The organism is Paenibacillus sp. Y5S-9, assembly GCF_036894235.1.
Taxonomy (GTDB): domain Bacteria; phylum Bacillota; class Bacilli; order Paenibacillales; family Paenibacillaceae; genus Paenibacillus.
This window is the reverse complement of the sequence record NZ_CP145887.1, coordinates 5,960,615-5,982,289: the sequence shown is the minus strand read 5'-3', so window position 1 is coordinate 5,982,289 and position 21,675 is coordinate 5,960,615. Positions and strand designations below refer to the sequence as shown.

Genomic DNA, 21,675 nt, shown 5'->3' with positions numbered 1-21,675 from the left:
GGGTATAAATTATATCTCCATCTGTCTCACTATGAGGATTGTAAACTATGAAGTATACTTTATAGCAAGAAGAAGAAACGGGGGAAATCCATATGAAGATTAGTGAAGTAGCGAACCATGTAAACCTTCCGATATCCACGATTCGTTACTACGAGAAAATAGGTATTATCCCGGATGAACATATGCTGAGAGATCATAATAACTATCGAATATATGCGCAGAGCATTATTCAGCATCTGGACGTGGTCAAACAATGTTTAGCTGTTGGTTTTACGATCCATGAGATCCAATCTATGATCTCTAAACATGGGTTTTCAAGTAATGATCAAGCAAGCATTATCCAAGCGAAAATATCAGAAATTGAAGAAACACAACATAAATTAGAGAATTCCAAACAAAATCTGTACGAAATTCTTAAATCGGATATCACGTGTGAGGAAGGTTTTGGTAAGTATTAAGCCGGAAGTCCCTCTTGAGGTTTTCATTCAGTACGTTCTTACATCATATCGATTCAATCGAGTACATATCGTCCTGTATACGCAGATTACCGGGCTGCCCAGTTTCCACCTTCACCTCTGTAGCAAATACACCAGGCATGCGCCCGTCTGGGAACCAGGGCATCTGTTTATCAATGACAATAAACATGCCTTCTGCATCACCGGTGGGGGAGAATTGTTTTCCGTCTCCGGCAAATGGTTCAAGTTGATAATGCTCATTCAATGTGTTCATTGTCTCAGGAACATCATCGACAGGCAGACCGATTTCACTAATACATAACAGATGCTTCGCTTCGAAAGCTTCATCAACTGCATTATCGAATGAATGGTGAGCGATAAATTCCATCAAGTTGCCGCTTGGATCATAGAAATAGATGGCTGTTGCATCCCAGTAGGGGAAATAAAATTCATCCTGTCCATCTTTGGATAGCAATGGAATGTTACGGTCTTGAGCCCACCTTTTTGCATCAGCAAGTTTATTCGTTGGAATCGTAAATGCTACATGATAGTAGGGCTTCTCTTGTTCTGCCGCCTTCTTGAAAGATAGTACCGAGTTCCCCGCACGGAATGAAACGCATGTTGCATTATCCTCCAAAAGATCCAGTTCCAGTAGTGTACCGTAAAACTCTTTTATGGCCTCGACCTGATGTGTCAACAAACCAACTTCTTTTATTTTCATTTCAAAATTCTCCTTTTAATCTCACCTTTGATTGAAATACTCGATTGTTTTCTCAATAAATGCCTTGGCCGATTGCGTCAGGTAACGGTCGGAGCGATGGATAATCTCAAAGTGTCGGTATGGCGGATCGTCAGTAATTCGGATGCAACGTAGCGTGGGCTCATTCATGGCTTTGATCAGAGGATGAGGCAGCAGTGTTCCTCCAACGTTGGCTTTGACCAAGCTAATGATTGAGGTTGCCGAACTGGTCTCCATGATGGTATTTAGGGTGAATCCATATTTACGGCAATAGCCATCGACCAATTCTCTGCCCGTAAATCCTTCGGGGAACATCACCGTTTGGATATCACGTAACTCCTGAATTTCAATTGTGCTTCGTTCAGCCCAATCATGATTCTCGGAAACGACGAGTACATATTCTTCACTGCACAAGGGAATGCGCACAAGCCGCCTATCAGGGGCAGACGTGATCTCGATGCCGATGTCGACTTCATTTTCCAACACTTGATTTACGACATAGATCGAAGAGATCACCTTCAATTGCACCTTGGGGAATCGAGCATGAAAATCAACGAGCAGCGGAGTGATACGGTAATCCAAATCGGATGGAAGAACACCAATAACCAATCGTCCCCGCTGATCATTCCGGAATTCAGCTAGCGCATCTTGGGTATTCTGTAAATGCCGGATCATCTGTACACAGTGCTCCAGAAACAGAGTACCTGCCTGGGTCATCACAATTTTTTTGCCGACACGGTCAAACAAAGGAACACCAAGTTCATCCTCCAACCCACGTATTTGTTGACTCAACGTAGGTTGAGATATGCCAAGTTTCTCAGCTGCCCGTGTAAAATGAAGCTCCTCACACACTGTAATAAAGTTTTCCATTTGACGAATCTCCATAAATTCACCTCTAATCATTGGTTTTAGTAATCATTTTAATAGAAACAATAGTATTGTTCAATCATTCTAATGATCCTATACTTAATCGTGCACCACCCGAAGATCTTTTCATTAACAATTGGGATCTTTGGTGAAGGCAACGATACTACTACCATGAGGTGATCCATAATGAAACTTTTTTATATTGTATTGGCGCTTATTCTGGCTTCACTGAACTTAAGACCACCGATTACTTCCATTTCTCCTCTGATGAGTACCATACAGAATGATCTGGGTTTGAGTGGCATGACCGCCAGTCTGTTAACTACACTCCCGGTATTATGTATGGGCATATTCGCTCCATTCTCTGTAAGATTAAGTAGAAGGTGGGGGAACGAAGGAGCCATTGTGCTGGCTTTAATCCTTATTGGGATAGGCACGGGATTACGATTGTTCGTAGGCGCAACTCCGTTGATGATGTTCACTTCTTTTCTGTCAGGTGTAGGGATTGCATTGGCAGGGCCGCTGTTGTCAAGCTTCATTAAGCAGTATTTTCCTAACCGAGTGGCAGCCATGGTCGGCATATACTCTACAGCTATGGTGATGGGGGCCAGCATTAGTGTGGGATTATCGGTTCCGCTTCAGCAGACGTTGGGTGGATCTTGGAGAGGTTCTTTGGCTACATGGGCATTACTCGCAGCCATTGCATTGCCGATCTGGTTGAAATTAGCTTGGTCTGCGCGTACAGAGCGGCAATCCGGACAAACTTCGGCTGTAGTCCATGCACCACTTCCGGTGAAGAACAGGCGTGCATGGGTGCTGACATTGTTCTTCGGGCTGATGGCAGCGATCTTCTATTCATTAACCGCCTGGCTTGCGCCAGCCATTCAGAGCCATGGATATAGCCAAGAGACTGCTGGCAACATCCAAACGTTATTTACATTGATATCACTGCCCTCAACGTTATTCATTCCCATGCTTGTACATCGGTACCAAAGACGTGTCTTCTGGCTTGTTGGATGTGCGTTGTTGGAGTTAATTGGTGTCCTGATGCTGAATGTCTCTGTCAGTCCGTGGCTCGCGGCGATCCCGCTCGGTATCGGTGCAGGTGGACTGTTCCCGATTGCACTCATGTTGCCGATTGATGAGACAAACAATGCTCAGGAAGCCAGTAGCTGGTCGGCTATGACTCAATCTGGTGGCTACATTCTTGGAGCACTTGGGCCGCTGGCGATTGGTTGGCTCCGCGATCTAACAGGCAGCTTTGTGCAAGCATTTTATGGTTTGGCTATCATCATCGTGTTGCAGATTATCGTTCAATTGGCTATTGGTAATAAAAAAAGCTCAAAAGTTATTGATCATGAGCAGGAGCTAAAAGGCATTTAAAAGTGAAATGGATATAGAAATAGGACTTTTATACATGATCCAACAAGTCCAGATAGTACTGCCTTAATGCTTTCTGTAAGATGACGGGCTCAATAATCTTAATCGATTTACCATAGCCTGCAAGATATCTCACTATGAAATCAAGCTCGTGAGGTTCATATGAACCGACAAGACACATGTGTCCCATCTGCTCGATGATCTGCATAGATGGGAAATGTTCTTGCTGGAATAGCTCCATCCCGGCTTCATCAATCAGGCATTTGAATGGAATTGCTTGTTCCGATGGTTTCCATAGAGATTGGGCATCCTGTGAATAGAGTTCCTTTACATGAGTTAAAGGTTCAATCTCCGTTGTTTCGGCTGAAATGATGCGGTCGCAGCGGAATACACGATACGCTTGTTTATGCAGATCATAGGCTTGGCAATACCAATAGCCTTTCCTGGCATAGAGTGTGATGGGTTGAATGGTGCGGATATTGGTGTTTGCAGAAGATGGCTTTTGATCAGGGGATCTACGCTGATTAGTGTACGTAATCTGAATCACTATATTCTGCACAGCAGCCATCAACAGAAATTCCAAATGTGCACTGTCGCGGATCTGCTCCGTATGTCGGAAGGAAACCCGGTGTTGGATGTTCTCAATATCCTGTCGTTGCTTGTCGGATAACGCGCTCATAAATTTCTCATGAATGGTACGGAAAGAGACTTGAAAGGGTAAGCTAGAGAAACTGCGGAGAGCCTGCATCGCAACATAAAGGGCATGAAGCTCACCCGTATTAAACGAAATGGGAGGCAGCTGCATCTGTTGCAGCAGTCGATATCCGCCGTAGCGTCCATATTCGACATAGATGGGCGCACCTAACTCTTCCAATGAGGCGATATCTCTTAACGCGGTTCGTTTGGATATCTGGAACTCCTGCATGAGATCTTGCAGGGTGAACTGTTGTTTTTGATTAATGAAGCGTAACATCTGGTTCATACGTTCTGATTTTTTCATATAAAACCCTCTTAATGGTGCCATGGATTGGCACCTTTCGTTGTTATAGTGATAAGTGTAATCCAATAGGAACAAGGAGGCAATATAATGAATTTTGAAGTGATACCATTTTTGTCGATGAACGGGGATGCGGCCGCAGCCATTGCTTTTTATGAGCAGTTTCTGGGCGCCAAGGTGATATTCAAGAAAAGTTATAAAGAGATGAAGGAGATGAACCCGGGCTTCGAGTACCCTGCCGGTCAAGATGAGTATATTACACATTCGGTGCTGGAGATTGGGGTTAACAAAGTCATGATTGCGGAAGAAGCAATGGACACGGAGAGAGCATGGCAGCTGGGGAACAGCACGTCACTATGTATTCAATCCAAGGATAAAGATACAATCGATCAACTGTATCATTCTCTGATGCAACATGAGGGCGTGAAGGTACTGGTGCCTTACGAGCAAAATGAATTCAGCCCAGGTTATGGCATTGTGCGGGACCCATTTGGCATTGCCATTCAGCTGTGTGTCACTGTGCACGATTTTTAAAATGAGTTCAGACCCCCGGTTAAGCACTCGGTATGTAAACTTGGAACTAACTTAAAAACATAAAAGAAAGAAGAGCCATGGATAACATGCGCTCTTCTTTCTTCGGTTTCTATACAAGGTTGTTCGAGCAACCGATGGTTATAGCGGACCTCTTTTCGTGTAAATCATATAGGTACGGATGTCGCTGTGTACAAGCAAGTTCAATGGATAAAGGAAAGAAGGGATAACATGATTACGAGAGGAATCGACCATATTGGAATAACTGTACCGGATATGGATCAGGCGACACTATTTCTACAACAGGCGTTTGGAGCTCAACTTGCCTATGATCATATAACGCCGGATGATCCCCCACAGGAAGGACCTGAGGCAGAGCGTAAATTAGGACTGCGTTCAGGAGCAAAGGTTATTCATATTCGGATGTTATCGCTCGGGGAGAGTGCAAGTATAGAACTATTTAAGTACGCGAATACAGCGCAATCAGAGCCAGTTAGGGCATCGGATTACGGATTGCAGCATATGGCGTTGTACGTGGACGATATGCAAGAAGCTGCACGACACTTCAAAGAAGCGGGCGGGGTGTTGCTAACAGAGCCTGGGGCGTTGACCGGTCATATTGAAGGCGGGGAAGGCAATCAGTTTGTGTACGGAAGGGCACCTTGGGGGATGCTGATCGAGCTGATCTCCTATCCTGCGGGCATTCAGTATCCGAATCACAGTGAAGCGAAGCGCTGGACACCACGAAAAAAATAATAAAGATGAGACTGGATAAGAAACAGGACGATGGACGACAAATCGTCCTGTTTTTATTGTATATAGGGGCTAAATGTTTAATAAAAAACAGAAATTATGTTACAAATACGTTACAAATACAGAAGTGTATACTTCTTTGCCTTATGTTACGATACGAACAAGTAGATACAGAGATATTTTACGGATAAGATAAGCTATAGCGTCTCTTTTCTGGACGATGAACATGCTCCGAAAGTATGTTGACGGATGCCTTTTATCCAGGATATTGAAGAAGCATTGAAACGAAGGAACAACTATATATTTTGATTGGACAGGGTTGCGATAAAGTGCAGGGATACTACTACAGCAAGCCATTGTCAGCGGATGAGGTGGAGCAGATTTTCTTTTAAAAAATAAATGACAACAGGTGATCCAAAGTTCTGCAAATCGGGTATCAATAGTAGAGTCATCTAGAACCTGATGGATACATATGTTGTTATGATCGTTTTCTGCTAGTTAAAGGCTGTCTATTATGGAATGAACTGTGGGGGTTATCAAGTGTCTATATTAGATATGGAAAAGAAAGATGTTGTCACCGATGCAATGGTCATCAAGGCGATGGAGAAAAGTCTTGCTATCATTCGATTCGATCTGGATCGCCGGGTAACCTACGTGAATGAAGTCTTTGCCCAGACGATGGGATACACGGTAGATGAGATGTACGGCATGAAGCATCAGCAACTATGCTTCGGTCAATTTGCAAATACTCCGGAATATGATGCTTTTTGGAATAGCATCTTTAATGGGGTCAGCTTCCAGGACAAGGTTGAACGCAAGGATGCAAAGGGGAATTCCGTATGGCTTGAGGCGACATATATGCCGGTTTACGATGAGACAAATCAGAAGATACTGGGTGTCTCCAAAATCGCCACCAACATTACCAACCGTCAGAACAACATTTCGGTCGTAGTGAATGAGCTGAAAACGATGTCTCATGAACTGAATGGGCAGGCAGATGTAGGTATTGAACGGAGCCAGGAATTAATGTCCAGTATCTCCTATATCTCAGAGGTGTCGGTTACTAACCGTGCAACGTTGACTCATTTGCAGGAACAGGCGGGATCGATTCAGGGTGTGGTACGAACAATACGCGAGATCTCATCACAGACACAGCTGCTTGCGTTGAATGCTGCCATTGAGGCTGCACATGCAGGAGAATACGGACGAGGATTCGATATCGTGGCCAAGGAAGTTAAGAAACTATCCGCAATGGTGGAGAGTTCGATTAACGAGATTCGTGATAGCGTGACTGGAATAACCAAGGAAATTGGTAATATCACAGGCGGCACCAAAAAAGTAGAGGAATACGTTGAGCGGAGCCAGAAGCAGATTGAGATCGCTTTGAATGATTTTACAGCAATTGCTGCTTCGGCTCACTTGCTGGATGCCAAAGCGGAGCATGTGACCAGAATCGTATAAAAATATATAGTAATAACGGTTCCGTGCACAGGAACCGTTTTTTTGTCGTTCAGTACACAAAAAAACGGGAATTTTTGTGATCAAACGGGGACACAATACTTGGGAATACCTGCAGCTTCACATGCAGAGAAATGGTGGGGTGGGAACATGTGGTCAACAATTCTATCCTACGTGCCAGATTCGTCCATATGGATTCAGGCATTCTTGGTCTTGATTATTCCGATTGGGATTACCATGACCATGCGCTGGATCAATGCCGCCATAAAGCGTGGAAGCTTCTCGCGTTCGAAGCAACCTGCTGTATCCTCGGAGGATATCTCGCCAGCAGCCAAAGGACAGGGTCAAGGAACCGAAACGGGCCATTATGCCAATATTAAATTAACCGAGAAGTACAATACCAATCTGATTAGCGTAAAAGAAAGCTTTGGACAAAATGCAGATGTGCATATTCGGGAATTTACCATTAGGGGAACGAATACACGGGCTGCGGTCATCTATACCGAAGGCTTGGTAGATCAAGATTTGATTGATGATCACTTGATTACACCGTTGATGTTAGAAGGGGTTCCCATGCTTAAACAGGAAGGATTCCTCCATCCGGACAACGCCCACTTATTGTCGGCATATCTGCAAGATCAATTACTTCCTGTCAGTCTGGTTGAGGAGACGAAGTCCCTTCAAGAGCTTGCAGTAGGTGTACTTTTTGGGAAAAATGCGCTTTTGGTCGATGGACTGCCGGGTGCTTTATTAATTGGAGCCCATAAGATCAAAACAAGAGGTATGAATGAACCCCTGTCTGAGGGATTGCTTCGTGGGCCACGTATTGGTTTTACAGAGCAATTAAGCGATAATACAGGCATTTTGCGTCGTTATGGAAGTGATCAGAGCCTGTTTATTAAGAAGTATGAAGTGGGTTCACGGATCAAAAAAGATTTGGCGATAGCCTATATTCAGGATATTGCCGATCCTAATCTCGTGGCTGAAGTATGCAAGCGAATTGAAGAGATGGATATGGATTCGATGCTGGAATCTGGTTATGTGGAACAACTCATTGAAGATAATACACTGAGTCCCTTTCAGCAGGTTCTGAATACGGAAAGACCTGACCGGGTAATCGGTGCTTTGCTTGAAGGTCGAGTGGCTATTTTATTGGATGGAACGCCATTTGTCCTCGTGGTACCGGTGACCTTCAGCATGTTGCTCCAATCTCCTGAGGATTACTATGAACGCTGGATTCCCGGTACATTTCTCCGGGTCCTGAGGTTTATGTCCGCCATGCTGGCCCTTCTTGCTCCAGCGCTCTATGTCTCTTTTATATCGTTTCATCCGGGGTTGATTCCGACCAAGCTGGTACTGACGATTATAGAAACCCGGACTGGAGTACCGTTTCCTTCTATTATAGAAGTGCTGATCATGGAGCTCTCCATTGAGATCCTGAGAGAGGCGGGAATACGTTTACCCAAGCCGATTGGACCTGCGATGGGTATCGTTGGCGGTTTGATTATTGGTCAAGCTGCCGTACAGGCGGGAATCATCAGTCAGTTTCTTGTTATCGTTGTAGCTGTTACAGCCATATCCTCTTTCACGATTCCTGTCTATAGTGCGGGATTAACGCTACGGATTCTCCGGTTTGCTGCCATGTTTAGTGCTGCAATACTAGGTCTGTTTGGTGTCGTTATGTTCTTCTTGCTGGTTTGTACACATCTTGCACGACTCTCCAGCTTTGGAGTGCCTTATGTCGCACCAGCTGTTCCATATCACTTGAGTGATTGGAAAGATTTTGTCATTCGTGCTCCACTCAACATGATGAGAAGACGTCCCGAGATGACGAATCCGGTAGATGCAGATCGCAAGAAGTAGACAATCCACAGAAGGTCTGGAGGTACAACAAAGTGAATGACTCGCGAGTGAAAATTAACACCACACAGGCCGTTGTTATTATCGTTAACTACATGCTTGGAGCGGGTATTCTGACGTTACCTCGAACAACTAGCAGAGCCGTTGGAACGCCGGACGTCTGGATTTCCATCCTGCTGTCAGGGCTCATTGTCACAGGTATTGGTCTGATTTTGGTTACCCTGTGCCGCAGATTTCCTGAGAAAACCGTGTTCCAGTTTACCCGGGAGATCACCGGGCGCTGGATTGCTTACATACTGGGTTGTGTGACAATTTTGTATTTTATGATCATTTCAGCATTCGAAATTAGAGTCATGGCCGATGTCACGGGGATGTATCTGCTTGAGCGCACGCCTACATGGGCTATTGTAATGGTATTTATGTGGATAGGCATCTATATGATCTCCGGTGGGCTTGGTGTCATTATTCGCGTGTTTGAGATCATCCTGCCGATCACCTTGATTATATTTGTCATGGAGATATTGCTCAGTAATCAGCTCTTCGAAATTAGTAACCTCAGACCCGTATTGGGTGAGGGCATCATGCCTGTACTCAAAGGGCTGAAACCATCGCTACTGTCGTATACCGGTTACGAAGTTATGCTGGTCATCACTGCATATATGCAAGATCCGAAGAAAAGCAACAAGGCGATGACATGGGGGTTAACTATCTCTACAATGGTATATCTGATCACTGTTGTAATGGTCGTAGGCAGTTTGTCCTTGGATGGAATTAAGACCAGAACATGGCCAACATTGGATCTGGTACGAAGTTTTGAGATACAGGGACTGATATTTGAACGTTTCGAATCGTTATTGCTGGTGATCTGGATTATGCAGATTTTCTCGACATTTGCCATTACCCATTACTGTGCTTCCGTAGGAATCCGGGACTTGTTTCGGGCAAAGAAGATACGCTGGATTATGTATGCCCTGCTTCCATTCATTTATCTGACGGCAATGATGCCTAAAACAGTGTTTGAAACTTTTGCACTGGGCGATATGCTAGGTAACGTATCTGTAGTTTTGTTCGCTATATTACCTCTGGTATTGTTGCTTATCAGCATAATTCGCAAAAAAGGAGGCAAACACGCATGATTTCATTCCGCCTGTGCTTAAGAGTAACTTGTGCTGTGTTCATCCTGTGTATAATATCAGGTTGTTGGAGCAGCCGCGAGATAGAAGATCTAAGCTTGTATGTAGGTCTCGGGATTGACGTTGGAAAAGAGACCGATTTCGAGAAGAAGATTTCAGCGCAGGGTGGGCATTATCCCAAACAAAACAATGTCACAGCAACCGTTCAGATTGCCCCTGGGAATTCTAGCAGTCAAAAAAGTCAGCAATCTGGTTCACCCTCTTCTGGCAAAGAGTCTTATTCCAATGAGCAGCTTACGGGAGATTCCATGCTGCAAATTTTTCGTCAGTTTGCTTTGCGGCGAGATCGTCCACTCATTGGACATCATCTGAAGGTTATTGTGATCTCCAAGGATATTGCCAAAAAGTATGGACTGATTCAATTGCTCGATTTTGTACTCCGGGATAACGATATTCGACCGAACTGTCTTGTACTGATTAGTCACCAGCGGGCGGTTGATGTGCTTACCTCAGATGATCCTTCCCGTATTCCTGCATTTTACCTTACAGGCATTACGAACAATGCATACATTTCCAACAAGATTCTGGAACCCGTTTCGCTGGCAAAACTGGATGCACAGATGCAGTCCGGGTCCAGTTTTCTGCTTCAAAATGTGCTGAATGCCAATGGAGAGGACAAGTTCTCCGGGGGCAGCATATTTGCTGCAAATACAACCAAATTTCTGGGGGAACTCAGCCAAACTGATTTGGAAGCTCTGTCCTGGCTTATGCCTAAAAAACAAGGTGGTGTCATAAAAACATATAGTAAGGAGGGTTTCACGATACTCTATGAAATCAAGAAGAAGAAAATCAAAATCATTCCGAAGGTTAATGGCGATGATATCTCGTTCCATGTGAAGGCAGAGTCTGAAGGATGGCTAATGGAGGATTGGCGGGCACCGGAAGAAGAGGAAAAGGGTGCATATCTGAAAGAAATGGAAAACGATTTTGCTGAACTGGTCGAGCAACAGATCAAACAGTTACTATACAAGCTCCAACATACCTACAAAGTCGATGTTGCTGGTTTCCGCGATAGCATTCGTATTAAATATCCAAAAACGTGGAAGAAGGTTAAAGGGAACTGGGATGAAATCTTTGCTACTATACCCATTACGTATGAGGTAAAGACCTCCATCATCAATCCGGGGTCTTCTACGGAATAGCGAGGTGTGCCATTTATTATTTAAATGTTGACACATTCATGATCAATCGCTATATTTATAAAAAATCATTTTCTTATCCAGAGAGGTGGAGGGACTGGCCCTTAGAAACCTCAGCAACAGATCTGAAGGATACTGTGCTAATTCCAGCGGGTGAAAGCCTGATAGATAGGAGCGTTTGTTTTTATTTGTCAGTAACGGCGCACTCTTTAGGAAGAGTGGGTCTTTTTTGTTTTTTCTGGATGAAGAAGTAGGGGAGCAGCAGGTATGGAGAACAACAACGACAAAGGGCATTTTCAGCGAAAAATGCAGGCACGGCATGTGGTCATGCTCTCTCTCGGAGGAGTCATTGGAACGGGATTATTCCTCAGCTCAGGTTACACCATTCAGCAGGCGGGACCACTGGGAACCATTCTGTCCTATCTGATCGGAGCCATCGTTGTATATCTGGTGATGCTCTGTCTTGGTGAACTGTCTGTTCATATGCCAGAGACGGGAGCATTTCATAGTTATGCAGCCAAATATATCGGACCGGCAACAGGTTACACGGTGGCTTGGTTATACTGGTTAACCTGGACTGTTGCGCTTGGCTCCGAATTCACAGCCGCCGGATTGCTGATGCAGCGCTGGTTCCCATCGGTAAACGTATGGATATGGAGCGCGCTCTTTGCAGTGATGATCTTTTTGTTCAATGCTTTAACGGTGAAATTATTTGCGGAATCCGAGTTCTGGTTCTCATCTGTGAAGGTAGTTACTATTGTAATCTTCATTATTATCGGTGGCGCAGCCATGTTTGGTATCATTCCCATGGCGGATTCTGAACCGGCTCCATTTCTATCAAATATTACCGCATCCGGGTGGTTCCCTCATGGGGCTACAGCGATATTGATGACCATGCTTGCTGTAAACTTTGCCTTCTCAGGCACCGAGTTAATCGGCATTGCCGCCGGTGAGACGGAGAATCCGGAAAAGACGATACCAAAAGCTATTCATACAACGCTGTGGCGTTTGGTTATTTTCTTCATCGGAACGATTATTATCTTGTCGGCCTTGCTGCCCATGTCGGATGCCAGTGTACTGGAAAGTCCGTTTGTAGCGGTAATGGAGCGGGTGGGTGTACCCTATGCAGCAGACATTATGAACTTTGTTATTCTGACGGCGATTCTCTCTGCTGCCAATTCAGGCCTATATGCATCTTCACGGATGCTCTGGTCTTTGGCTGACAAAAAAACGATCTCTCCGTGGTTTGCCAAATTGACCAAAAGCGGGGTACCGCTGAATGCACTTCTGATCAGTATGGTCGGTGGTGCGCTGGCCTTGCTGTCCAGCATCATTGCGCCAGGTACCGTGTATATTACACTGGTTTCCATTTCAGGTCTGGCTGTCGTTGCGGTATGGATGAGCATCAGTGCCTCCCAATACATGTTCCGCAGACAATATATCCGGGAAGGACATGCGGTCAAAGATCTGGTTTATCGCACACCGCTGTATCCGGTGGTACCGATTGTTTCATTTATTTTATGCCTGGCTTCATGCATAGGTATTGCCTTTGACCCGACACAGCGGATTGCGCTGTATTGTGGGGTTCCATTTATTGCAGTATGTTACGCTGCTTATTATCTGACAGAACGTGTGAATAAGAAAAGAGGACAAGTACATGACTCAAGCACAACAGACTAATCCCATAGAACAGATCCTGCGTAAACATCCGGTCATGATTCTGGATGGAGCGCTGGCCACGGAACTCGAACAGTATGGCTGTGATCTGGATGATCCACTGTGGTCGGCCCGTGTATTGCTCGAGAATCCAGATGTTATCGTTCAGGTCCATGCGGATTATTTCCGCGCAGGAGCCGACTGTGCAATTACATCCAGTTATCAGGCGACGGTGGATGGCTTCCGCAAGAGAGGAATCGGAGAGCAAGAAGCGTTGGACCTGATTCGCAAGACGGTGCAGCTGGCTGCACAGGCGAGAGATGACGTGTGGGCAGAAGTGCAGAGTGGTTTAGTAGGGATAGAAAGCTCGACAGATCAGTTTGTAGAAGCTCCTTCGGTACGTGCAGAGACTCTGGAGAATGAGGCGCATATAACAGATCGTACAGGGGATCGCGAAGAAGACAGTCTTCGTCCACGTCCAATTATTGCCGGGTCCGTTGGACCGTACGGCGCCTATCTGGCGGATGGTTCAGAGTATGTGGGACATTACGGCGTGTCGGATGAGACACTTGCTGCATTTCACCGTCCGCGTATGGCGGCGCTGATTGAAGCGGGGGCTGACATTTTGGCGTTTGAGACGATTCCTTCCTTGCAGGAAGCACAGGTGCTGGTTGATGTACTGAAGGAGTTTCCTCATGCGTATGCCTGGCTATCTTTCTCTTTAAAAGACGGGACAAGCATCAGCGAGGGCACACCGCTTGAGGTGTGTGCGCAGACGTTTGGCTCCGAGCCGCAGATTGCGGCGATTGGCCTGAACTGTGCTCCGATGGAAGTGGTGACGGAAGCCGTAGGTATTCTCAGCCGTGCCAGCGACAAACCTGTTATTGTGTATCCGAACTCGGGAGAAGTATACGATGCAGCAACGAAGACGTGGAGTGGACAGGGTACATGTGGCAGTATGAGTGATGTTTCGGAGCAGTGGGTTGCTGCGGGCGCGCAGATTATTGGCGGCTGTTGCCGCACCACGCCACATCAGATTGGTACACTTGCGAAGAAATGGCGGAAATAGTTCATATCATGATAACAAGCCCTTCCACATCCTATAGAGGTGTGGAAGGGCTTGTTTTATTGTGTTAAGGCATCCTGATTACATTATTCGATAACCAGCATACGTGGCGATGCTTCCTGAATGATGTGGGAAGAGAACCATGAGCCAAGACTGGCTGCAGTGATGCTTAGACAGGTGAACAGTACCATTCCACCCCAATGCAGGATCAGTGGAAGTTGTACGATACCATAACTGGAAAGGACCATTTCGAGTAGAAGAGGCAGCAGATATACGCCGACGAAAATACCCAGTATGGCTCCCACGGAGGACAGTATGAACATTCCCATGGTGAGCGACAACCGGATTTGGCGAGATGTCATTCCCAGCGATTTGTATATTCCGTACGTTCTGCTTTCTTTACGAATATTGATTCTACAAGTACTGAAAATAATGATGAACGTCACAGTGATAAACAGCAATCCAATCAGGCTCATCGGATAGATCAGGATGTTCGCGGCTTCCGCGTAAACCGAATCAAGCAATGTCTTCTGAGTGACTACCGAAGCAAAATCTTTAAATTGCTCATTTAATTCCGAGGCAACCTTACCCGCTTGTGCCATATCGTTTACATTAATGAAGATATCATCAAATGCACTATAACCAGGGTTCACACTTCTCATGGCATCAATGGTGATTCTGCCTGAAACAGACATGTTGGCGATCGCTTGATAGATGCCCGTGATGAGGAATGTACGCTTTCTCCTTCAATATAGATATCGATAAGATCACCGAGATCTTTATCTGATGTTCTGGCTACACTTACACCAATGGCAATTTCATTCGCATGTTGTGGGTTAACCCCTTTTAACGTTTCGAATCCAAGTTCCTGATAACTCCCGTCCAGTACACTCAAGTTGAGACTGATGGATTGGCCCTCTACTGTTGCCGAAGACTCCGGGTTAATTACACCCGTTGTGTTCCCTTGCCAGCCTGCATTACTAATTCGTGTATCCTCTTCTAACGTCTGTTTCAATTCAGTCGTTGGAAAGTTACCTTTGTTCACGACTACTGCTGCGATATTGGCATTGTCATACCCCCATTTAGCTGCGGTCTGTTCAATTCCGGTTATACTGGTCAGCAGAACATAACCCAGAACAAGTACGGAGGAAGCCATGGTGGTTAGCAGGAGTGTTAGAACAGAGCTTTTGGTGTTTTTGAACACATGTCGGAATCCAAGCACAGCGGTCACAGGCAGTCGTGTGAATCCGATCCAGTGCGCCCATGGCGAATTCATTCTGCCAGCCATCCGGCTGTGATCTGTCTCCGACATACCATAACGAATACCCTGCACGGGCTGTATGCTGCGTGCCTTTTTGGCATATAACACAGTGAACAGAATCACTAGAGCAAAGAGAAGTACGCCGGCCAGTATAGCCGCATCCCATCCTTGGACTGGAATGTTCTGATTCCCCACTCGAAGAGAAGATACAGAAATATTAATGATCCATTTGGATATCCATATACTGAGTGCAAGTCCTGGGATAATGGCTACGATGGATAACAATGCATATTGAATAACATAGGTGCCTATCGTTTTTTGGGAAGTCAGACCTAGTGATTTGAGGATTCCTATCGTTCTATAATTGGCCAGGATGGCATCCGAAATCGTAAACCCGATGGTCATCAGGGCGATGGAGAGCATGACAACACCCATGAATATCATGATGAATCCAATAACCTGATTGATGATCAGATAAAAAGAGGCAATGGCCTCGAACTCCATTTTGGATTCCAGAAACGGAATACCTGTCTCACGATTGTAGCGTTCCCAATACACCGAATTCATGCTGTAATCGTTAAAATGGATGCCCATCATACGATTCTCGTTGCCAGCAAGTGTAGCGAGATCATGTTGATAATCGGTAGGATTCATCCAGACCCGTGCTGTATTGGAGAAGGGTGCCCCATATGGTACATCGATGACAACGCCCGATACATTCAATTCGAGTGTGCTTGAGCCAGTTTTGAAGCCAATGGTATCACCTACGGAAATATGATAAGCATTCGCCATGGACGTTGGAATCCAGACGGAGCCTTGTTCGGGGACTGTGTCGGGCGTCCCGCCTGAGAAAATTAGTTCATCCACACCCCAAGGCGGCGGAGGCGTATTAAACATGTACAGGTAGATGTTAGGGATGTGATTTTCATTCAAAATGATGCCTGACAATGTACGATACGTTAGCAAAGGGGACACCTGAGTTCCATCTTGAGAAGCCCACCAGTTGTGCACAGCGTCAGGGTCATTGAGCCCTTTTTCAAACGTCAGGATCTGATGAGATCCATGGGTCCGGGTATGCATTTCATAAAACTGATTGCCTGTGTTCGCCAGAATGACAATAGCTGTAGATACAAGAAGTGTCGAGAGTAGCAGGAGCAGCGCAATCAACGCATTTTGTATTTTGTTCCTACTCAGATACGACAAGCTAAGTTTAAACATGACCGCCATCGTTATTCCTTCCCCGTAACCAAAGCGAAGATGATCGCTTCACGATCTTGAATTTGATGTTCGTCATAGGTGTCAAACTCAAGGATTCCGCCAATCTTGCCGTCCAAAATGTAGATCAGGCGATCTGCCCGACAGGCGGCCTTGATATCATGCGTCACCATGACAACAGACTGTCCTTTCCGATGGATAGCCGTAAGGATATCAAGAACAGCTGTGCCGTGCTCCATATTCAGGCTTCCGGTCGGTTCATCCGCAAAAATGATATCCGGCGAATTGATCAAAGCCCGTGCAATGGCAGCTCGCTGCTGCTGTCCTCCGGAAGTTTGGGAGGGAAGACGGTTACGCTGTCCATCAATATCCATCGCACTCATCAGCTCAGCAGCACGGTATTGGATGTCCTTCTTTTTGTTTCCTGCAATGTATCCCGGTAAAGCAATGTTTTCTTTAATGGAAAGGTCTGGGACCAGATTGATGCTCTGATAGATATAACCGATTCGGCGGGTGCGGAAGTTGGACATTTCCCGTTCACTATAAGCGTCAATCCGCTGATCACGAAAATAGACCTCACCTGCTGTAATCTGATCCAGTCCGCTTAGCAGATATAAGAGGGTTGATTTGCCAGAGCCAGAGTTACCCATGATGACCGTGAATTCCCCTTCATAGATATCGAGATCAACATTACGGATGGCATGATGTTGCTCACTTCCGCTGTTGTACGTTTTGCACAGATTCTGTGCACGGATAATCACCTTTTTAGACAAGTCAAATCACTCCCAAGTGCAGTATAGGATTCATTCTAGAGGAGGGATGTTGAGGAAGCCTTATCAAATTATGAATAAAGTATTACAGCTGTGGAGTGTGGGCTCAGCAGATCGGCAGATAGAATCGGAAGGTCGTACCTTCTCCTTCTTTACTAGTAAAAGAAATACGGCCTCCGTGTGCTTCAATAATGCTTTGGCAGATGGAAAGACCCAGCCCTGTACCTTCCTGAACATGTTGGTCTGCCTGACTCGCTTGGCCTCTGAAGTAACGTTGGAATACAAACGGCATGTCCTGTACACGTATTCCCTGACCCGAATCGGCAATCGTCACATTCAAATGCCCGGATTCCAGTTCCATATCTATACGTATCGTGTCTCCCGGAGCTGTATGCTTGAGGGCGTTGACGACAAGATTGGAAATCACTTGTTCAATTCGGGTAGGGTCGATTGCGATTAACACATTGGGAATGTGGTTGGACTCGGGCCCGTCATAGAACAGACCTCTTGTGAGGACAACATGTTCAATAGGTTTCAACATCGTCTCCAGTATAGGCCCACTGTACATTTCACGGGTTTCCACCGAAATTTGCCCCAATTCCTGAAGTGCATGAACCAGCAGATCCTCCACAAGGCGTGCCGTTTTATCCGTATGGGTCCGCATGACTCCCATATATTCCATCAGCGTCTCCTGATCGTTGCATAGTCCTTCCTCAATAGCTTCTATGTATGCTTTTATTGTGGTAATTGGTGTTTTAATATCATGAGATATATTGGTGATGAGTTCCTTTTGTGCTTGTTCCTGCTGAATACGCTGCTCGCTCATATGTTTAATCTCCGTACGCATGAGATCAAACATGGCATATACTTCGAGCAATTCATCATTGCGGTTGTACTGGATTTTTTCCTCATAATTGCCTTTAAGCATGGATTCCGCATGTTGCTTCAATTGATGGATGGGAGAGAGCAGGTGTTTATCCAGTTTCCGTTTCATCCAGAATAGAAATAAGCTCAGAATCAGTGACAGGAGTAAAAGTGCGATCATCAATATAACCAGAAAAGTCATCGATTGCTGAACCGTAACCATGGCTTGGGGGATGGAAAAGATGGCATTGCCGATCTGACTTCCCATCGGTCCGTCCATCACGGGAAACGCAATATCAAGCGTATCGTTACCGTCCGAGGCCTGCGTGGCATGATGCAGATCATAATGAAGCGATGAACGCAGATTAACTTGGGTTTCTTCGGAGGTAGGGACAGAGGACAGGATTACCGTTCCATCCAAATTCACATAGGTAAGCAGAACTCCGCTTTCTCTGGCGATGGAACGTATATCTTCACGAATATTTTGTTCACCCAGATGTTGATGATTTTGCTCCAACGCGAGTAAGATCGGATTGACCTTGAGGCGAACCTGATTCAGGGACAGATTGGATTCGTCTGAATTTTGATCTTGTAACAGCATCATCGATAGCGCGAGGATACATAAGACTATAATAATGAGAAGCCCAAGTGTTGTTAACAACCAGCGTTTGGACCAGCTGTTCAATGACATGTGGGAGCCTCCAATCTCACTTATTCGTAATTGAATTTGTAACCGACACCCCATACCGTCTTCAGAACGGTCGGATGCGAGGCATCTGCCTCGATTTTTTCACGTAGTCTGCGAATGTATACGGTTACGGTATTTTCATCGCCGTAGGTTGCATATCCCCAGATGGCGTCGAGCAACTGGGCTTTGGAGAACACCTGATTTTTATGGCTTGCCAGGTAATGAAGTAATTCGAATTCCTTGGCAGACAGAGAAACTTCCGATCCGTTTAATGTAACTTTATAGGCTTTTTTATCAATCATAAGGTTTCCAAGATGCAGTAGATCTGTTCTGTCTCCAACGTATGTCATGCTGTCGTAACGCCTGAAGTGGGCATTAATTCGTGCTAACAGTTCGCTCAGCGAGAAGGGCTTGGTCATATAATCGTCTGCTCCAAAGCCAAGACCAAGTACCTTATCGGTATCACTGCCTCTGGCACTTAGAATGAGGATGGGGATATTGTTGCGCCTTCTGATCTCTCGACAGACCTCAATCCCGTCCATGTCCGGAAGCATAATGTCCAGAATGATGAAGTCTGGTTGAATAAGCTCCATAATCTGAAGTCCATCTTGGCCAGTGGCTGCCACGGCGGTTTCATATTGATTTTTGGTTAAATAATCTCGCAGAATGCGCGAAATATCTGATTCATCCTCGATGATGAGGACTTTGCGCTGGTGGTTTAACATATGTATCGCTCCAGTATGATAGATGTTAATCGAATATATATGTATGAATTTGTAAAATGACTGTCTCTATAATTGTACAGTCTTGTTCTGTGGGAGTCACATAAAAAAATATTGAATTGAACTTCATTCTTATAAAAATGGTCTGACTTCTATTCGCACTAAAAGCTGATTACAGTTTACCGTATCAAAAATAACCCATGAACCTCTTTAAGGTCATGGGTTTCTGATCTGATACTGCTCGTCACACATGCTCCAGATCATCGATAGGCTCATGCTGTCTGGATTTGAGATACTCCGCCGGAGACACACCGAAGTGCGCCCGGAATACCCGGTGGAAATAGGAGTAACTTGCAAAACCGCAGGATTCCGCAATATGCTCCAGTGTCATTTCACTGTATTTCATTCGTTCCAGCGCCGCATTCAGACGGATCTCAATCGCGTATTGAATCATGGTCTGATTGTAGTGCTCCTTAAATAAACGGACTGCACGTGACAAGCTGAGCCCTGCATAACGTGCCGCTTCCTCAAGCTTGAACGTAACCGTGGCATGCTCCTCAATAAATCGTTTTAACTTCAGCGCAGAGGAAACTGCCCGATCGGTCTGAATATTCTCTTTAATTGCCCGGTCAATATACAGACATAATCCGCGCAGTAACGCATCCTTTAGCTCCGCATTTTCTTCTAGAGGCCCGCGACGTTTCTCAAGTAACATATTTCTCCACAGGCTGATGAGTTTATCATCAAGTCCAATCCGGCTCACGGTAGATCGATGCTGCCGTTTCCACCAGTTCTCGATCCAGCTGCCCTCGCAGAACAGATAATAATCTCCGCTGGACAAACGTCCTTCTTTATGTGGTTCATCTACAACGAGATGATAGTCGTCGCCAGGCTTGAGTAGCAACAAATCCCCGCTAGTCATCCTGAATTCTTTATCCTGTACATACACTTTGCACGAGCCTTCGGTCTGCAGACGGAACAGATAGGTTTGCAACTCGCCCTTCATATTATGTGTGAACGCTTTATAGTGGTATGAGTAGTCACAGATCAGTACAGATGTCTCTAACGTATCCAAAGATAAAATCCCCCAATATGTACATCCTGCATGCATTCAAATGGGCTACATTCAATTGATGCAAAATGATGGAAATAAAATTTGATCAGATAGTTCATGTTCTGACTATATTGTATATGTTCATTCTAGCCTGTTTTGCGTTAGGATGATACCAGATAGAGCAATGAAAGCAAATTTGAGAACAGAGGTGTATCCTACATGAAAAAACTTAATATTGGTTTGCAATTGTTTACACTCCGTGATGAAACTGCAGCAGATTTTCGTGGTACGTTGCGTAAGGTAGCGGCCCTTGGATATGAAGGTGTGGAGTTTGCCGGATATGGTGATATTCCAGCTGAGGAAATGAAAGCGCTACTAGATGAACTTGGACTGAAAGGATTCAGCAGCCACGTTTCACTACATGCGATGCGCGAAGACTTGCAAAAACAAATCGATTACCTGAAAACAATTGGTGCACAATATATCATTTGTCCTTACCTGATGCCAGAAGATCGTCCTGAGAATGCAGAAGGTTGGACCAAGCTATTCGCTGAGTTACAACAATATGGAGCTGAAGCAGCGAAACAAGGATTGATCTTCGGATACCATAACCATGACTTTGAATTCCACGGCCAGGTTGGCGATGCCAATGCCTTTGATGCCATGTTCGCTCAAACATCACCGGAAGCGGTAAAAGTGGAAATGGACGTATGTTGGGTACAATTTGCGGGACAAAATCCGATCGAGTATATTAATAAATATGCGGGTCGCTTGCCGCTGCTTCATCTGAAGGACTTCAGCAAAGACGAACAGGGCCAGATGAAAACACTGGAATTGGGACAAGGTTCGGTTGACCTGCCAGCTGTTATTGAAGGCGCTACGAATGCAGGTGTAGAATGGCTGATCGTGGAACAAGACGTATGTCAGAACCCTCCGCTTGAGAGCGTATCCAACAGCTACAACTGGTTGAAAGAAAACTACCTGAACCAATTCTAATGGGCCATCGA

The 21,675-nt window shown here is 45.4% G+C and carries 20 protein-coding genes and 1 riboswitch; of the genes, 11 read left to right on the top strand and 9 right to left on the bottom strand.

The features are described from left to right. Nucleotides 1-92: 92 nt before the first annotated feature. Nucleotides 93-458: a MerR family transcriptional regulator gene (locus tag V6669_RS26450; protein ID WP_338588627.1), complete on the top strand. Its 366-nt coding sequence runs from the start codon at nt 93-95 to the stop codon at nt 456-458. Between the two features lie 43 nt (nt 459-501). On the opposite strand, the gene V6669_RS26445 is transcribed toward V6669_RS26450, so the two are convergent. Both V6669_RS26445 and V6669_RS26440 read right to left on the bottom strand, forming a co-directional pair. Next, a complete protein-coding gene (locus V6669_RS26445) occupies nt 502-1,176 on the bottom strand; it encodes a hypothetical protein (RefSeq protein WP_338588626.1) in 675 nt (224 codons plus the stop codon). A gap of 21 nt (nt 1,177-1,197) precedes the next feature. Continuing rightward, nucleotides 1,198-2,079, bottom strand: a complete 882-nt coding sequence (locus V6669_RS26440; protein WP_338588625.1) for a LysR family transcriptional regulator — start codon at nt 2,077-2,079, stop codon at nt 1,198-1,200. 168 nt (nt 2,080-2,247) lie between these two features. Between V6669_RS26440 and V6669_RS26435 the strand changes: the two genes are divergently transcribed. Next, nucleotides 2,248-3,444 carry an MFS transporter gene (locus V6669_RS26435; protein ID WP_338588624.1) on the top strand — a complete coding sequence of 399 codons (1,197 nt, stop codon included), beginning with the start codon at nt 2,248-2,250 and terminating at the stop codon, nt 3,442-3,444. A gap of 28 nt (nt 3,445-3,472) precedes the next feature. Here V6669_RS26435 and V6669_RS26430 read toward each other — a convergent pair whose 3' ends face one another. Next, nucleotides 3,473-4,441: a YafY family protein gene (locus V6669_RS26430; RefSeq protein ID WP_338588623.1), complete on the bottom strand. Its 969-nt coding sequence runs from the start codon at nt 4,439-4,441 to the stop codon at nt 3,473-3,475. An 87-nt stretch (nt 4,442-4,528) separates the two neighbouring features. Between V6669_RS26430 and V6669_RS26425 the strand changes: the two genes are divergently transcribed. The 8 genes from V6669_RS26425 to mmuM all read left to right on the top strand — a co-directional run bounded on the left by V6669_RS26425 (nt 4,529) and on the right by mmuM (nt 14,097). Then, nucleotides 4,529-4,972: a VOC family protein gene (locus V6669_RS26425; protein ID WP_338588622.1), complete on the top strand. Its 444-nt coding sequence runs from the start codon at nt 4,529-4,531 to the stop codon at nt 4,970-4,972. Between the two features lie 228 nt (nt 4,973-5,200). After that, nucleotides 5,201-5,725, top strand: a complete 525-nt coding sequence (locus tag V6669_RS26420) for a VOC family protein (protein WP_338588621.1) — start codon at nt 5,201-5,203, stop codon at nt 5,723-5,725. A 537-nt stretch (nt 5,726-6,262) separates the two neighbouring features. Further along, nucleotides 6,263-7,183: a methyl-accepting chemotaxis protein gene (locus V6669_RS26415; RefSeq protein WP_338588620.1), complete on the top strand. Its 921-nt coding sequence runs from the start codon at nt 6,263-6,265 to the stop codon at nt 7,181-7,183. Between the two features lie 147 nt (nt 7,184-7,330). Continuing rightward, complete coding sequence (locus tag V6669_RS26410; RefSeq protein WP_338588619.1) at nt 7,331-9,043, top strand: spore germination protein; 1,713 nt, start codon at nt 7,331-7,333, stop codon at nt 9,041-9,043. Between the two features lie 32 nt (nt 9,044-9,075). After that, entirely contained in the window at nt 9,076-10,176 is a 1,101-nt protein-coding gene (locus V6669_RS26405; RefSeq protein ID WP_338588618.1) for a spore germination protein, read from the top strand. Next, entirely contained in the window at nt 10,173-11,375 is a 1,203-nt protein-coding gene (locus tag V6669_RS26400) for a Ger(x)C family spore germination protein (protein ID WP_338588617.1), read from the top strand. The genes V6669_RS26405 and V6669_RS26400 overlap by 4 nt, the downstream gene beginning before the upstream one ends. A 70-nt stretch (nt 11,376-11,445) precedes the next feature. Next, nucleotides 11,446-11,547, top strand: a riboswitch (SAM riboswitch). A 92-nt stretch (nt 11,548-11,639) separates the two neighbouring features. Continuing rightward, on the top strand, nt 11,640-13,052 hold the full coding sequence (gene mmuP, locus V6669_RS26395) for an S-methylmethionine permease (protein ID WP_338588616.1): 1,413 nt from the start codon (nt 11,640-11,642) through the stop codon (nt 13,050-13,052). Continuing rightward, a complete protein-coding gene (mmuM, locus tag V6669_RS26390) occupies nt 13,030-14,097 on the top strand; it encodes a homocysteine S-methyltransferase (RefSeq protein WP_338588615.1) in 1,068 nt (355 codons plus the stop codon). Before mmuP ends, mmuM begins: the two co-directional genes overlap by 23 nt. A gap of 83 nt (nt 14,098-14,180) precedes the next feature. Here mmuM and V6669_RS26385 read toward each other — a convergent pair whose 3' ends face one another. The 6 genes from V6669_RS26385 to V6669_RS26360 form a co-directional block, all read right to left on the bottom strand. Then, nucleotides 14,181-14,789 (bottom strand): FtsX-like permease family protein, encoded by a 609-nt coding sequence (locus V6669_RS26385; protein ID WP_338588614.1) that lies wholly within the window; start codon nt 14,787-14,789, stop codon nt 14,181-14,183. Then, nucleotides 14,753-16,582, bottom strand: a complete 1,830-nt coding sequence (locus V6669_RS26380; RefSeq protein WP_338588613.1) for an ABC transporter permease — start codon at nt 16,580-16,582, stop codon at nt 14,753-14,755. The genes V6669_RS26385 and V6669_RS26380 overlap by 37 nt, the downstream gene beginning before the upstream one ends. A gap of 2 nt (nt 16,583-16,584) precedes the next feature. Then, nucleotides 16,585-17,343, bottom strand: coding sequence for an ABC transporter ATP-binding protein (locus tag V6669_RS26375; protein WP_338588612.1), 759 nt, complete (start codon nt 17,341-17,343; stop codon nt 16,585-16,587). A 103-nt stretch (nt 17,344-17,446) separates the two neighbouring features. Beyond that, nucleotides 17,447-18,895 (bottom strand): ATP-binding protein, encoded by a 1,449-nt coding sequence (locus V6669_RS26370; protein ID WP_338588611.1) that lies wholly within the window; start codon nt 18,893-18,895, stop codon nt 17,447-17,449. 20 nt (nt 18,896-18,915) lie between these two features. Next, nucleotides 18,916-19,617 carry a response regulator transcription factor gene (locus V6669_RS26365; protein ID WP_338588610.1) on the bottom strand — a complete coding sequence of 234 codons (702 nt, stop codon included), beginning with the start codon at nt 19,615-19,617 and terminating at the stop codon, nt 18,916-18,918. A 241-nt stretch (nt 19,618-19,858) separates the two neighbouring features. After that, entirely contained in the window at nt 19,859-20,689 is an 831-nt protein-coding gene (locus tag V6669_RS26360) for an AraC family transcriptional regulator (RefSeq protein WP_315939870.1), read from the bottom strand. Between the two features lie 198 nt (nt 20,690-20,887). On the opposite strand from V6669_RS26360, the gene V6669_RS26355 reads away from it, so the two are divergent. After that, nucleotides 20,888-21,664: a sugar phosphate isomerase/epimerase gene (locus tag V6669_RS26355; protein ID WP_036606781.1), complete on the top strand. Its 777-nt coding sequence runs from the start codon at nt 20,888-20,890 to the stop codon at nt 21,662-21,664. The last annotated feature ends 11 nt before the right edge of the window (nt 21,665-21,675 follow it).